At 61.1% G+C, this 14,371-nt stretch carries 12 protein-coding genes; 3 read left to right on the top strand and 9 right to left on the bottom strand.

Features of this window, described 5'->3' with window-relative positions; genetic code table 11:
* The first annotated feature begins 16 nt into the window (after positions 1-16).
* From NQL71_RS22830 to NQL71_RS22820, 3 genes are read left to right on the top strand one after another with little or no spacing between them, the layout of a single operon-like run.
* On the top strand, positions 17-1,120 hold the full coding sequence (locus NQL71_RS22830; protein WP_046815362.1) for an efflux RND transporter periplasmic adaptor subunit: 1,104 nt from the start codon (positions 17-19) through the stop codon (positions 1,118-1,120).
* The gene (locus NQL71_RS22825) at positions 1,117-2,184 is read left to right on the top strand and encodes an efflux RND transporter periplasmic adaptor subunit (protein ID WP_046815361.1); all 1,068 of its coding nucleotides are present in this window, start codon (positions 1,117-1,119) and stop codon (positions 2,182-2,184) included. Before NQL71_RS22830 ends, NQL71_RS22825 begins: the two co-directional genes overlap by 4 nt.
* Positions 2,181-5,234, top strand: a complete 3,054-nt coding sequence (locus NQL71_RS22820) for an efflux RND transporter permease subunit (protein WP_077186179.1) — start codon at positions 2,181-2,183, stop codon at positions 5,232-5,234. The genes NQL71_RS22825 and NQL71_RS22820 overlap by 4 nt, the downstream gene beginning before the upstream one ends.
* A gap of 30 nt (positions 5,235-5,264) precedes the next feature.
* On the opposite strand, the gene NQL71_RS22815 is transcribed toward NQL71_RS22820, so the two are convergent.
* From NQL71_RS22815 to NQL71_RS22775, 9 genes are all read right to left on the bottom strand, one after another.
* The gene (locus NQL71_RS22815; protein WP_046815359.1) at positions 5,265-5,894 is read right to left on the bottom strand and encodes a class I SAM-dependent methyltransferase; all 630 of its coding nucleotides are present in this window, start codon (positions 5,892-5,894) and stop codon (positions 5,265-5,267) included.
* Between the two features lie 150 nt (positions 5,895-6,044).
* Positions 6,045-6,275 (bottom strand): hypothetical protein, encoded by a 231-nt coding sequence (locus NQL71_RS22810; RefSeq protein WP_274643327.1) that lies wholly within the window; start codon positions 6,273-6,275, stop codon positions 6,045-6,047.
* Positions 6,276-6,627: 352 nt separating this feature from the next.
* Positions 6,628-7,272 (bottom strand): methionine ABC transporter permease, encoded by a 645-nt coding sequence (locus tag NQL71_RS22805; protein ID WP_008057629.1) that lies wholly within the window; start codon positions 7,270-7,272, stop codon positions 6,628-6,630.
* Complete coding sequence (locus NQL71_RS22800; protein WP_274643326.1) at positions 7,262-8,383, bottom strand: methionine ABC transporter ATP-binding protein; 1,122 nt, start codon at positions 8,381-8,383, stop codon at positions 7,262-7,264. The genes NQL71_RS22805 and NQL71_RS22800 overlap by 11 nt, the downstream gene beginning before the upstream one ends.
* 2 nt (positions 8,384-8,385) lie before the next feature.
* A complete protein-coding gene (locus NQL71_RS22795; protein ID WP_046815356.1) occupies positions 8,386-9,195 on the bottom strand; it encodes a MetQ/NlpA family ABC transporter substrate-binding protein in 810 nt (269 codons plus the stop codon).
* A gap of 106 nt (positions 9,196-9,301) precedes the next feature.
* Positions 9,302-10,660, bottom strand: coding sequence for an LLM class flavin-dependent oxidoreductase (locus tag NQL71_RS22790; protein WP_274643325.1), 1,359 nt, complete (start codon positions 10,658-10,660; stop codon positions 9,302-9,304).
* Positions 10,660-11,853, bottom strand: coding sequence for an SfnB family sulfur acquisition oxidoreductase (locus NQL71_RS22785; RefSeq protein ID WP_274643324.1), 1,194 nt, complete (start codon positions 11,851-11,853; stop codon positions 10,660-10,662). The genes NQL71_RS22790 and NQL71_RS22785 overlap by 1 nt, the downstream gene beginning before the upstream one ends.
* 37 nt (positions 11,854-11,890) lie before the next feature.
* Positions 11,891-13,132, bottom strand: a complete 1,242-nt coding sequence (locus NQL71_RS22780) for an SfnB family sulfur acquisition oxidoreductase (protein WP_274643323.1) — start codon at positions 13,130-13,132, stop codon at positions 11,891-11,893.
* A 239-nt stretch (positions 13,133-13,371) separates the two neighbouring features.
* On the bottom strand, positions 13,372-14,136 hold the full coding sequence (locus NQL71_RS22775) for a hypothetical protein (RefSeq protein ID WP_274643322.1): 765 nt from the start codon (positions 14,134-14,136) through the stop codon (positions 13,372-13,374).
* Between the last annotated feature and the right edge of the window lie 235 nt (positions 14,137-14,371).

Genomic DNA, 14,371 nt, shown 5'->3' with positions numbered 1-14,371 from the left:
ACGCAAAGGAGTCTGCATGGCTGGTCCCGGATTGAAAATAGTGCTTGGCCTGAGCCTCCTGGCTTTGCTAAGTGCTTGCGACAAAGAGAAACCGGTCGAGAAGGACCGGCCACGGGTTTTCGTGCAGGAGGTCAAGCTGGCCGACTACGCCGTCAACATCACGTTGACCGGTGATGTCCAGGCCCGGGTGCAAACCGAGCTGTCGTTCCGTGTCGGGGGGAAGATCATCCAGCGTACCGTGGATGTCGGTGACCGGGTTTCGGCCAGGCAGGTGCTCGCCAGGCTCGATCCCAAGGACCTGCAGACCAACGTGGATTCGGCCCAGGCACAAGTCGTCGCCGAACAGGCCAAGGTCAAACAGAACGCCGCCGCCTTCGTGCGCCAGCAAAAACTCCTGCCCAAGGGCTATACCAGCCAAAGTGAATACGATTCCGCCCAGGCGGCCTTGCGCAGCACCCAAAGCTCGCTGGCGGCGGCCCAGGCCCAATTGGCCAACGCCCGTGAACAACTGAGCTACACCGCGTTGATCGCCGACGCGCCGGGCGTGATCACGGCGCGGCAAGCCGAGGTCGGCCAGGTGGTGCAGGCTACGGTACCGATTTTCAGCCTGGCCCGGGATGGAGACCGGGATGCGGTATTCAACGTCTACGAATCACTGCTGGCCGAGCCGCCGTCCGATAGAGCGGTGGTGGTCAGCCTGCTGGATAATCCAGCGATCAAGACCACCGGGACCGTGCGCGAAGTCACCCCGGCCGTCTCCGAGCAAACAGGCACAGTGCAGGTCAAAGTCACCCTCGACGCCTTGCCGCCAGGCATGCAGTTGGGCTCGGTGGTGAGTGCCACCGCCAACACCCGGGGCAAGTCCGCCGTGGAGCTGCCGTGGTCGGCGCTGACCAAGAACGTCACCCAGCCGGCGGTGTGGCTGGTGGATGGCGAGGGCAAGGCGCAGTTGCACAACGTTACGGTTGGCCGTTACCTGACCGGTAAAGTCATCATCAGCGCCGGGCTCACCGGCGGTGAAAAAGTCGTCATCGCCGGCGGCCAGTTGCTGCACCCTGGTGTGAAGGTGGAAATCGCCCAGGACACCTACAAGGAACTGGCAGCGGAGTCTCAGCCATGAAGCGTCTGTTACTGGTATTGGCCGGTGTGATGCTGGTGGCCTGCTCGAAAGAAGAACCCGCTCCGGAGCCGGTGCGTCCGGTCCTGTCCATCAAGGTGAAGGCCCTGAATGAAGAGAACCTCGGGCGTTTCGCCGGCAGCATCCAGGCCCGTTATGAAAGCAACATCGGTTTCCGTGTGCCGGGGCGCATTGCCAGCCGCAGCGTCGATGTCGGTGCCGAAGTCGACAAAGGGGCCTTGCTCGCCACGCTCGATCCCACCGACCAGCAGAACCAGTTGCGCTCGGCCGAGGGCGACCTGGCGAGTATCCAGGCGCAGCTCATCAATGCCCAGGCCAGCGCCCGACGCCAGCAGCAATTGTTCGATCGCGGGGTGGGCTCACAGGCGCAACTCGACAGCGCATTGACCGACCTGAAAACCACCCAGGCCTCGCTCGATCAGGCCAAGGCTGCGGTCAGCCAGGCCAGGGACCAGCTCAACTATGTTGAGTTGCGCGCCGATCACAAGGCCGTGGTCACGGCGTGGGCTGCCGAAGCCGGGCAAGTCGTTACCGCGGGTCAGCAGGTGGTGACCCTGGCGCAGCCGGATATCAAGGAAGCGGTGATCGACCTGCCCGACACCTTGATCGATCAGCTACCCACCGACGTGGTATTTCAAGTCGCTTCACAACTGAACCCGAGCATCGCCACCACGGCTATCGTGCGTGAAATCGAACCCCAGGCCGAAAGCGCGACCCGAACCCGCCGTGCCCGCCTGACGCTGACCGAGACACCGCCCGCGTTTCGTCTCGGCACGGCGATCAGCGTGACCTTGAAAAGCGCGATCAAACCGCGCATCGAACTGCCCCTGAGCGCATTGCAGGACGTCGACGGCAAAGCCCGCGTCTGGGTCATCGATACGCAGACGCAAACCGTATCCCCGCGGGATGTCAGCATCGTCAGCCGAACGAACAGCACGGTGGTACTGGCCAACGATATCAAACCTGGCGAGCGAGTCGTCAGTGCCGGTGTGAACAGCCTCAAGCCGGGGCAAAAAGTGAGAGTCGACGAGGGCAACCCACAATGAAAGGGAGTTTCAACTTATCCGAATGGGCCCTCAAGCATCAGTCGTTCGTCTGGTATTTGATGTTTGTCTCGCTGCTGATGGGGGTGTTTTCGTACCTGAACCTGGGTCGGGAGGAAGACCCGTCGTTCACCATCAAGACCATGGTGATCCAGACCCGCTGGCCCGGTGCGAACCAGGAAGAAACCCTCAAGCAGGTCACCGACCGTATTGAGAAAAAACTCGAAGAGCTCGATTCCCTCGACTACGTGAAAAGCTACACGCGCCCCGGCGAATCCACGGTCTATGTGTACTTGCGCGACACCACCAAGGCCAAGGACATTCCGGAAATCTGGTACCAGGTGCGCAAGAAGATCGGCGACATTCGCTACTCGTTTCCCCAGGGCATTCAGGGCCCATCGTTCAACGACGAGTTCGGTGACGTGTTCGGCTCGATCTACGCCTTTACCGCCGACGGCCTGACGCTGCGCCAGTTGCGCGACTACGTCGAGCAGGCGCGGGCCGATATCCGGGGTGTGCCGGGCCTGGGCAAGATCGAGATGGTCGGCCAGCAGGACGAAGTCCTCTACCTGAACTTCTCGACGCGCAAACTGGCGGCGCTGGGTATCGACGAACAGCAAGTCGTACAAAGCCTGCAGACCCAGAACGCGGTGACCCCGGCCGGGGTGATCGAAGCCGGTCCCGAGCGGATTTCCGTGCGCACCTCCGGGCAGTTCATTTCCGAGAAGGATCTGGCCAACGTCAATTTGCGCCTCAATGATCGCTTCTATCGCCTGGCCGATATAGCCGACATCCAGCGGGGTTACGTCGACCCGTCGACGCCGGAGTTTCGCTTCAACGGCCAGCCCGCCATCGGCCTGGCCATTGCCATGCAAACGGGCGGCAACATCCAGGACTTCGGCAAGGCCTTGCACAAGCGCATGAGCGAACTGACGGCCAATCTGCCGGTGGGCGTCGGCGTGCACAACGTGTCCGATCAGTCTGTGGTGGTGGAAGCCGCCGTGGGCGGGTTCACCAGCGCCTTGTTCGAAGCCGTGGTGATCGTGCTGGTGGTCAGCTTCATCAGCCTCGGCGTGCGCGCGGGCCTGGTGGTGGCGTGCTCGATCCCGCTGGTGCTGGCGATGGTGTTTGTGTTCATGGAATACAGCGGCATCACCATGCAGCGGATTTCCCTCGGTGCGCTGATCATCGCGCTGGGCCTGCTGGTGGATGACGCGATGATCACGGTGGAGATGATGGTCTCGCGCCTGGAGTTGGGCGATACCAAGGAGCAGGCCGCGACCTTTGCCTACACCTCGACCGCCTTCCCGATGCTCACCGGTACCTTGGTGACGGTGGCGGGTTTCGTGCCCATTGGTCTCAATGGCAGCTCGGCCGGTGAATACACCTTCACCCTGTTTGCGGTGATTGCCGTGGCCATGATGGTTTCGTGGGTAGTGGCGGTGCTGTTCGCCCCGGTGATCGGCGTGCATATCCTCAGCGTCAATGTGAAGCCGCACTCGGCCGAGCCAGGGCGCCTGGGGCGGGCCTTCAATGGCGGTCTGCTGTGGTGCATGCGCAATCGCTGGTGGGCGATTGGCATCACCGTGCTGATATTCGGCTTGTCGGTTGTCGGCATGCGCTTTGTGCAGAACCAGTTCTTCCCGGCCTCGGATCGTCCGGAAATCCTGGTGGACCTGAACCTGCCGCAAAACGCCTCGATCGCTGAAACCCGTAAGGCCGTGGACAAGCTGGAAGCAACCCTCAAGGGCGACCCCGACATCGTGCGCTGGAGTACTTACATCGGCCAGGGTGCGATTCGTTTCTACCTGCCACTCGACCAGCAACTGCAGAACCCTTACTACGCGCAGCTGGTGATCGTTGCCAAAGACTTCGAGACGCGTGCGGCCCTCAGTGATCGCCTGCGTGAGCGCCTGCGCAAAGACTTCGTCGGCATCGGCAGTTTCGTCCAGGCACTGGAGATGGGCCCGCCCGTGGGGCGGCCGATCCAGTACCGCGTCAGCGGCCCGGACATCGACCAGGTGCGCAAGCACGCCATCGATCTGGCGACCGTGCTGGACAAGAACCCGCACATCGGCGAGATCATTTACGACTGGAACGAGCCCGGCAAGGTGCTGCGCATCGACATCGCCCAGGACAAGGCACGCCAGCTGGGCTTGTCGTCCGAAGACGTGGCGAACTTGATGAACAGCATCGTCAGCGGCTCGACCGTGACTCAGGTCGACGATGACATCTACCTGATCAACGTGGTCGGGCGCGCGGTGGACGCCGAACGGGGTTCGCCGGAAACCCTGCAGAACCTGCAGATCCTCACTCCCGGAGGCACCTCGATTCCGCTGCTGGCGTTTGCCACTGTGCGTTACGAGCTGGAGCAACCGCTGGTGTGGCGTCGCGACCGCAAACCGACGATCACCATCAAGACTGCGGTGATCGGTGATATCCAGCCAACCGATCTGGTGAAACTGCTCAAGCCGGACATCGACACCTTCGCCGCCTCGTTGCCTGCAGGGTACAAGGTTGCCACGGGCGGTACGGTGGAAGAAAGCGCCAAGGCCCAGGGGCCGATCAACCAGGTCGTGCCGTTGATGGTGTTCCTGATGGCCACCTTCCTGATGATCCAGTTGCACAGCGTGCAGAAGATGTTCCTGGTGGCCAGCGTGGCGCCGCTGGGTCTGATCGGCGTGGTGCTGGCGCTGGTGCCGACCGGGACGCCGATGGGCTTCGTGGCGATCCTCGGCATCCTGGCGCTGATCGGCATCATCATCCGCAACTCGGTGATCCTGGTGACCCAGATCGACGCCTTCGTGGCGCAAGGTTCGTCACCCTGGGATGCCGTGGTGGAAGCCACTGAACATCGTCGGCGACCGATTCTGTTGACCGCCGCGGCGGCGAGCCTGGGCATGATCCCGATTGCCCGGGAAGTGTTCTGGGGCCCGATGGCCTATGCCATGATCGGCGGGATTATCGTCGCCACGCTGCTGACACTGCTGTTTTTGCCGGCGTTGTATGTGGCCTGGTACAGGATCCACGAGCCGAAGAAAGACGCCGCTTAATGATCGTTCCCACGCGGAGCGCGGGAACGATCAGTCGGCGCGACGCCACACACTCGCCAACCAGGGCTGCTGCTCCCGCGGCAGCCCTGCCGGCCGGTAGTAATGCTCCAGCTCCACAAACCCCGCCTCGGTCAGCAACTGCTGCCACGCCTGAAGATCGTGATACGCCCCATACCGCGCCCCGTTCCAGCCTTCCTGGTTCTCGCCACGGGGATTGGAACTGAATAACACACCCCCCGGCTTCAATGCCGCGCGCAGCTCCTTCAACACCCGGGGCAACTCCTGGCGCGGGATGTGAAACAGCACCGCGTTGGCAAAAATCCCGTCGAAGCGCTCATCCGGCAAATCCAGCTTCAGGAAGTCCTGCTGCCAAACCTCACAACCGCTGTCCTCGCGGGCCATCTGCGCAAACTTCTCCGAGCCATCAAGGCCGACCGCCGTGTGGCCCATGCGCGTGAAGGCCTGCAAGTCGCGACCGGGGCCGCAGCCAAAATCGAGAATGTCGAACGGCGCCTTGCCCTGAATGTGTCGCAACAGCGCATCGATGTTCTGGCTGACATCGTGATCGCGGGTGCCTTCGCGGAAACCTTCGGCCACCGAGTTGTAATGGCCCAGGGTGGTGGACGTGATCTGCTCAAGGTCGGCGGGGGTCTGTTTCATGGTGGGCTGCGCAGGCAATTTGGATTTGTCGAATATACGCCATCAAGCCTGGGGCTGCTGCGCAGCCATTCGCTGGCAAGCCAGCTCCTACAATGGATCGCGTCGGTCACCTGTAGGAGCTGGCTTGCCAGCGAAGGCGATCTCACTGACTCAACCCTTTTTCATCCCCAAACATTCAATGGACCGATCAACCATCGCCTTGGCAATCGCCAACAAATGCCAAACCGAAAACACCATCGCCCGGTCGGCGCTCTTGAGTTGATCGCCGGTGAGGTAGAAATCAATGGCGCGGTAGAGGGCGGAACGGTCTCTGAGCAGGTCTTCAGTGACGGCTTCGTTGGTGGGGGTTTCGGAAGGTGGATCGGGGACGGATCTTTCCATGTGTTTCTCCTATTGCTGCATGGAGCCGTCACTTATCGCCTACTAAACGATTGGGTGGCGGCTGTACGCAGGTTAGTAGGCCGGTCAATAGGAAAACCGGTGCACCCGAAGGTGCCCCACGCACAGCCACCATATTCTGCGTGCGGCAAAAACGCCGGACATGAGCATGGAAACGCTATGCGCCTATTGTTCCGGGCTACTAAACCCGATCACTGATAAGCAGTGACGGACCGAGACTAACCACCGAATCTGGCAGGCGCAAGCGAGCGGAATAATCTAGGAAACGTCCTGCAAAGGAAAGGGATTTACCCCTCGGAATTGCCGATTTTCCTGTACGAAATATCGCCAGGATCTAGCGTTTGTTCAGTCCCCGAGCCAACCGATCCCCACCCAATTGAATCACCGCCACCAACGCCACCAGCAACACGATCACCGTCAGCATGATCTGGCTGTCAAAACGCTGATACCCATACCGGTACGCAATGTCCCCCAAGCCACCCGCACCAATCGCCCCGGCCATGGCCGATGAGTTGATCATCGTCACCAGCGTGATGGTAAAGCCGCCGACAATCCCCGGCAGCGCCTCAGGCAACAGCACATGCCAGACGATATGCCCACGTCGGCAGCCCATGGCTTGCGCCGCCTCGATCAAGCCGTGATCGACCTCGCGCAGGCTGACTTCGGCGATGCGCGCAAAGAACGGCGTGGCCGCAATGGTCAACGGCACCACGGCCGCCCACACGCCATAGGTGGTGCCGACGATCAACCGGGTGAACGGAATCAGCGCCACCATCAGGATCAGGAATGGTATGGAGCGGAACAGGTTCACGAAGGCACCCAATGCGCGGTTCAGCGCCGGGGCTTCGTAGATGCCGCCCTTGGAGCTGGTGACCAGGATCACCGCCAGCGGAATGCCCGCCAGCAGTGCGATCAACGACGACACGCCAACCATCAGGAAGGTGTCGATGAAGCCTTGCAGCAAACGATCAAACCACATAACCCAACACCTCCACCTGTTGCGCCCAATTGCCGGCGCGTTGACGCAATTCTTCGGCGCCGAGCGGCGAAGCTGTCACGGCCAGCAGCAGTTGGCCCAGCGCGTGCCCCTGAATTCGTTCCACGCCGCCCTGCAACAGGCGCACGTTGCCACCGAGGGCACCGAACAGCGCGGCAAGGTCCGGTTCGGCGTGGGCCGTTCCGGTAAATTGCAGGCGCAGCACCACCGCGTCTGTCGAAGACTGCGGTTGTTGATGCAGGCGGCTTTGCAGTTCCGGCGGCAGAGCGTGTTGCAACGGCGCGAGCAATGTCTTGCTGACTTCATGCTGCGGGTTGCCGAAGACTTCCCAGACCGGGCCTTGCTCGACGATTCGGCCATGTTCCAGGACCACCACGCGATCACAGATCTCGCGGATCACCGCCATCTCGTGGGTGATCAGGATGATGGTCAGGCCCAGGCGTTGATTGATCTCGCGCAGCAGGCCGAGGATCGATTGCGTCGTCTCCGGATCCAGTGCCGACGTGGCTTCGTCGCACAGCAAAATCGCCGGATCGTGGACCAGCGCGCGGGCGATGCCGACGCGCTGTTTCTGCCCGCCGGACAGTTGCGCCGGGTAAGCCGTGTGTTTGCCTTGCAGGCCGACCAGCTCCAGCAGTTCGCGAACCTTCTGCTCGCGTTTTTGCTTCGGCACACCGGCGACTTTCAGCGGCAACTCGACGTTCTGCCAGACGGTCTTGGCCGACATCAGGTTGAAGTGCTGGAAGATCATGCCGATGCGCCGACGCAGCGCCACCAGACGGTCTTCGTCGAACTCGCCAATGTCCACTTGATCGATCAACACGCGGCCCGAGGTCGGTTGCTCGAGGCGGTTGATGGTGCGGATCAGCGACGACTTGCCGGCGCCGCTGCGGCCGATGATGCCGAACACTTCACCGCGCTGGATCGCCAGGTCGATGCCTTGCAGCGCCGCCACCGGGCCTTGCTTGCCGTCATAGGTTTTGCCCAGGCCGACGAAACGCACGTGGGCCCGATTGAGCGCCGGGTGCAGTTCGGTCTGTTGAGCATTCTTGAGCTCCGGAATGTCCAGTAGCCGTTGCGTGGCAGCGGTCATGCTCAACTCTCCCAACCGGCTTGATAGAGCTTGCCGTGGGCTTTATCCAGGGCTGCGCGAACGGCTGGCGAATGCTGGTAGATGTCGACGAACTTGATCAGGCGCGGGTCGGTTTTGCTTTTTGGCTGGATCACGAACTGGATCACGTATTCCTTGTGGTCGAGGCCGTCGAACAGCAGGGCAGAACCGGCGTCGAAAGTCTTCGCCAGGCGGATATAGGCTGGGTAGCCCTGGACCAGGTCGGCGTCGTCATAGGCGCGCACCAGTTGCACGGCTTCGACTTGCAGGATCTTGATGTTCTTCGGGTTGGCGATGATGTCCTCTTCGGTGGCCTTGTAGCCCACCCCCGGTTTGAGCGTGATCAACCCGGCCTTGGCCAACAGCTGCAAGCCACGGCCGCTGTTGATCGGGTCGTTGGCGATGGCCACGCTGGCGCCTTGTGGCAGTTCGTCGAAGCTTTTGTATTTCTTCGAATACAGGCCAACGTTGTTGATGATCCCCGGAGCGAAGGGCTCCAGGTCGAAACCGGAGGCGTTCTTGGCGTTTTCCAGGAACGGGATGTGCTGGAAGTAATTCACGTCGATATCGCCGGCGGCGAGGCTGACGTTGGGCGCAATCCAGTCAGTGAACTCCACGAGCTCGACTTTCAGGCCTTGTTTGCCGGCTTCTTCTACTGCTGCTTCCAATGGAATGGCGAAGGCGGCGGTGGTGCCGATTTTCAGTGGCGCGTCGGCGGCGAACAGCGCGGAGCTGAACAGGCCGAAGGCCAGGGCCAGTGCTTTGACTGGGTTGGAGAGGTGGTGCTTGGTCATAGTGGTATTTCCAGTCAGTGCATGAATTTGGGGTGTTTGGTCGGGCCTCTTCGCTCCCACAGGGGATTGCATTCCAAATGTGGGAGCGGGCTTGATCGCGAAGCTTTTAACGGCGAAACGCCGATCCCGTATGTTGCTCAGGCAAATGCGCCTCTGCGTGAAACAGCTTTTCGCGCAAAGTCCCACTGTCGTAGGCGGTCTTGTACGACCCACGCCGTTGCAGCTGCGGAATTACCAGCTCAATGAAGTCCACATAGCTTTCCGGTGTGACGATCCGCGTCAGGTTGAAACCATCCAGGCCGGTTTCGGCGATCCACGATTCCAGTTCGTCGGCGACTTGCTCAGGCGAGCCGACCACGGTGATGTAGCGTCCGCCGAGGGCGTGTTGTTCGAGCAACTTTCGGCGGGTCCAGTCGTTGTTCTGCAGGTTTTTGGTGGCGGACTGGATCGCGTTGCTCTTGACGTACTGGATCGGTTCGTCGATGGCGTACTCGGAAAAATCGATGCCGGTGGAGGCCGAAAAATGCGCCACCCCGGCCTCGGCGCTGGCGTAGCTCAGGTATTCGGCGTGTTTGGCCCAAGCGAGTTCTTCCGTCGCGCCGACGATCACGTTCAAGCCCATGAACACCTTGATGTCGTCGGGATTACGCCCGGCCTCGACGGCGCTCGCACGGACCTTGTCCACCTGAACCTTTGTCGACGCCTTGGTCTGCCCGCTGATGAACACGCACTCGGCGTGCCGCCCGGCGAACAGCAGGCCACGATCGGAACTGCCGGCCTGGAACAGCACCGGGGTGCGCTGCGGCGAGGGTTCGCACAGGTGATAACCCTCTACCTGATAAAACTCGCCCTTGTGCTCGACCTTGTGCACTTTTCCCGGTTGCGCGTAGATCCGTTGCTGCGGATCGTTGATCACCGCGTCGTCTTCCCAGCTGCCTTCCCAGAGTTTGTACAGCACTTGCAGGTATTCATCGGCCTGGTCGTAGCGGCGGTCATGCTCGACCTGTTCGCTCAGCCCCATGGCCTTGGCGGCGCTGTCGAGGTAACCGGTGACGATGTTCCAGCCCACTCGGCCGCGACTCAAATGATCCAGCGTCGACATGCGCCGGGCGAACAGGTACGGCGGTTCGTAGGTGAGGTTGGCGGTGAGGCCGAAACCGAGGTTCCTGGTGACGGCGGCCATGGCCGAGACCAGCAGCAGAGGGTCGTTGACCGGCAACTGGATCGACTCTTTGAGCGGCACGTCCACCGAGTTCTGGTAGACGTCGTAGACGCCGACGATGTCGGCGATGAACAAACCGTCGAACAACCCGCGCTCCAGCAATTGCGCCAGTTCGGTCCAGTATTCAAGGGTCTTGTACTGGGTCGAGGTATCGCGCGGATGCGTCCACAGGCCGTGGTTGATGTGCCCGATGCAATTCATGTTGAACGCGTTGAGCAGGATCTTCTTTTTCGCGTTGGCCATCAGATGGTCCCCCGCAGCGGCGGGTTTTCATCGTTGAGGTAGTAGTTGCCGACCGCGTGGTACTTCCAGCGCACCGGGTCGTGCAGGGTATGCACCCGGGCGTTGCGCCAATGGCGATCCAGGCCGTGCTCAACCAGGGTGGCCTGGCTGCCGGCCAGTTCGAACAAGGTAGTGCCGGTGGCGAGGGAGATTTCGGTGCTGATGGCCCGGGCTTCGGCGACGGCGATCGATGCGGCGGCGACGCTCGCGGCGTTGGTGTCAGCCTGGGCCTGGTCGAGGAATTCCCCGGCGCGCTCCAGCAAGGCCTCGGTGGCATGCAGGCGAATGCTCAAATGGCCGAAGCTCTTGATGGTCAGCGGGTCGTCGGTGGCTTTTTCATGGGTGGCGTCGATCCACGGCCGAGTCTTGGTGCGCACGAATTGCAGTGCATCTTCGTAGGCCGCGCGGGCGATGCCGGTGTCGATGGCGGCATGGAGAATCTGCGCCAGCGGGCCGACCGGGGTCGGACGCTCAAAAGCGCTCTGGAACGGGATCACGTCTTCGGCGGCAACGTAGACATCTTCGAACACCACCGAACCGCTGCCGGTGGTGCGCTGGCCGAAGCCGCTCCAGTCGTCGATCACGGTCAGGCCTTTGCTTTCACGCGGGACGAACGCCAGTTGCTGCACGCCGTTTTCATCGATCACCGAGGTCGGGATGCGCTGCGCGTAGATCGCACCGGTGGCGTAGAACTTGCGACCGTTGATGCGATAGCCATCCCCATCGCGTTTCAGGCGGGTGACGCGGTCGTGGGCGGTTTTGGTGCCCAGTTCCGCCAGCGCATTGCCGAAGCGCTGACCGGCCAATACTTCGGCGTACAGGCGTTTTTTTTGTTCCTCGCTGCCGTTCACGCGCAGCACTTCCAGTGCGTAGAAATGGTTCTGCGGGATTTGCCCGAGGGAACCATCTGCCTGGGCGATCAGGGCGATGACCTTGGCCAGGGTGACGTTAGACACGCCGGCGCCACCGTATTCCTTGGGCACGCTGATGCCCCACAGGCCCGAACGGGAAAACACTTCCAGTTCCGGGTGCGGCAAACGGCGCTCGCGGTCGCGCAGGGCGCTGTCGCGTTTGAAATCTTCGGCCAGGTCGCTGGCGACGATCAGGGCTTGCTCATCGCTGGTGATGACCGCGACGTGTTGAGAAAGGGTCATGTGTTTCTCCAGAGCTCTGGTAAAAAGTGTCTGGGCGTTAAATCCAGGAGTGACGAGCCGGCAAAGTGCCGTTCAGGTGATAAGCGCCCACCGCGTGATATTTCCAGCGCACCGGGTCGTGCAGGGTGTGCACCCGGGCGTTACGCCAGTGGCGGTCGAGGTTGAATTCGGCAAGGGTGGCGCGGCTGCCGGCCAGTTCGAAGAGCTTTTCGCTGGCCAGCAACGAGATCTCGGTGGTCAGCACTTTGGCTTCAGCCACGGCAATCGAAGCGCGGGCGGCGGATTCGGCGGTAAGCGGCGCGGCGCTGACCTGGTCGAGCACCTGCCCGGCCTTGCGCAGCAGGGCTTCGGCGGCGTGCAGTTCGATTTTCAGCTTGCCGATGTCGGCGATCACGTACAGGTCATCGCTGGCCCGTTCGACGTTGGCGTCGATCCATGGCCGGGAACGGGTTTTCACGAATTCAATGGCGTCGTCGATGGCGCCACGGGCGATGCCAGCGTCGATGGCGGCTTGAATCAGCTGCGAGACGGCGCCTTGGGTATTGGGCTTTTCATTGATCTTCCAGTTGTCCACCACCAACTCGGCGTCGACTCGCACGTTGTTGAGCAAAATGGTGCCGCTGGCGGTGGTGCGCTGGCCGAAACCGGACCAGTCATCGACGATGCGCAGTCCCGGCGTACCGCGACGGACAAAGGCCAGTACTTGCTTGCCGTCGTCATTGAGTGCCTTGACCGCGACCCAGTGCGCGAACAGCGCGCCGGTGGAATAGAACTTCTGGCCATTGAGCACAAAACCATCGCCGTCGGCGGTGATACGCGCCTTGAGTTCCAGGGTGTTTTTAACGCCGCGCTCCGGCCCGGCATTGCCGATTCGCCAGCCTTCCAGGACGCTCTTGAACAGCTGTTTTTTCTGCGCCTCGGTGGCGCTGCCGAGTATCAGGTTGAGAATGCCGAACTGGTTCTGCGGAATCTGCCCCAGGGCGGGGTCCGCTGCGGAAATGATCGCGAACACTTCGGCCAGGGTCACGAATGAAACCTGTGGGCCGCCATACTCGCGGGGAACGGCAATGCTGCCCAGGCCGCTTCGGGTGAATTGTTCGATTTCCGACCACGGCAGCTTGCGCTGCTGGTCGCGCCGGGCTGCCTGCAGGCGAGCGACTTGCGCCAGCTCATGGGCGGCCTTGATGGCTTGGGCGTCGTTGCGCAGCACCTGTGCGGGCAACAACAAGGGGGCGATGTCCAGGTCACTCTGGACGATTGCATCAGCCAGACTGGACATCAGTGCCGCTCCTTGGCTACACGCAATGCCCTGGCGATCTGCACTGGGGTGATTGTGTTCCGGACCATACCTACCTCACATCTCATGGAAACGCCGCGGGGTGCGGCGAACGAAAACAAGAATGTCCGGTGGTCCGGTTTATATACCCTAAACGTGTATAAATTATTTTTGAACTAACTTTTAGGAATATGTATAGAAGGTCAAAAGCTCGCACCCTGCGGCAGCTCCCGCAGGAGCTTTTATCGGCTGCGGCTTTCAGCGGCCTTAAGCAGTTCTTTCTTTGGGATTCTCAGGTAAGGATTGGCGCAGCCGATTTTCAGATGGCGTGCTGGCGCCCAGCGCGAGTTGTTACCGACACGGTCGAGGATGCAGTAAGTCACCTCCAGGCGCAGGTCTTCGCCGGCTTCCAGAATGATCGCCGGTGGCACCCAGACCTGAATCGGCTGGCCCACATCACTCGCCTTCAGTGGCGGCAAATCCATGCGGGCATCGCCCCAGCGCAAGGTGATTTCGTCATCGGCAGCCATGTTCAGGTATGGCTCGATGGTCACGGGCACGCCGCGCTTGATCTGGTTGGGGTTCACCCCTTGCCGACGAATCGTTTCGGGAAGTTTTACCGGAGCCAGGCTCTGGTTCTCGTCGCCACTCAGCGCAGTTGGCTGGCCACCAGGGCACTCGAGTTTGGATTGAACGCGCCGGGCGGGCGAGACAATCGGGGCTTGTCCTATCTGCATGATCCGATAGTGAATGCGAGAAGCTCCACTGGCGATAAAACTCTCGGGTACCCGTAGTTGAACGGGTTGGCCAATCTCGTTGGTCTTGAGGGCCCTGGAGGCGACGTAGCAGTTGTCCCAGAACAGTTCGATCAGGTCGCCTTCATCCATCCCGGGGTAGGGCGGCACCTCGATCAGCAGGTGCGCCGCCGAGGCGAGGTTGATCCCGGCCTTGTGAGATTGCGCCAGTGTCGGGGCGGCAAGTTCTATTTTGTTTGAGGTGCTTGTCATGGAAGTCTCCTTGATGTTTTGCAATGAAGTCCGTTTCGGGAAACAACAGCAAAACCGTTCATTACTTTGATGTTAAATAATGATTTGGCGTGATCAGTGCCGCTGGCAGGAGACTAGATAAGAGTGCGCTGGAGTCGGTGTCAATAGAATGGATTAGTTAAGTTGAAGATTGGATGTTATTCAGAAAACTCCTACGCATTGAAGTTAATAAACCGTTCCGGCACGTCGAATTTAC

It is taken from the genome of Pseudomonas serbica (assembly GCF_028823535.1).
GTDB classification, from domain to species: domain Bacteria; phylum Pseudomonadota; class Gammaproteobacteria; order Pseudomonadales; family Pseudomonadaceae; genus Aquipseudomonas; species Aquipseudomonas serbica.
Note: the sequence above shows the minus strand (reverse complement) of the source record. Positions and strands in the feature narration are given on the sequence as shown.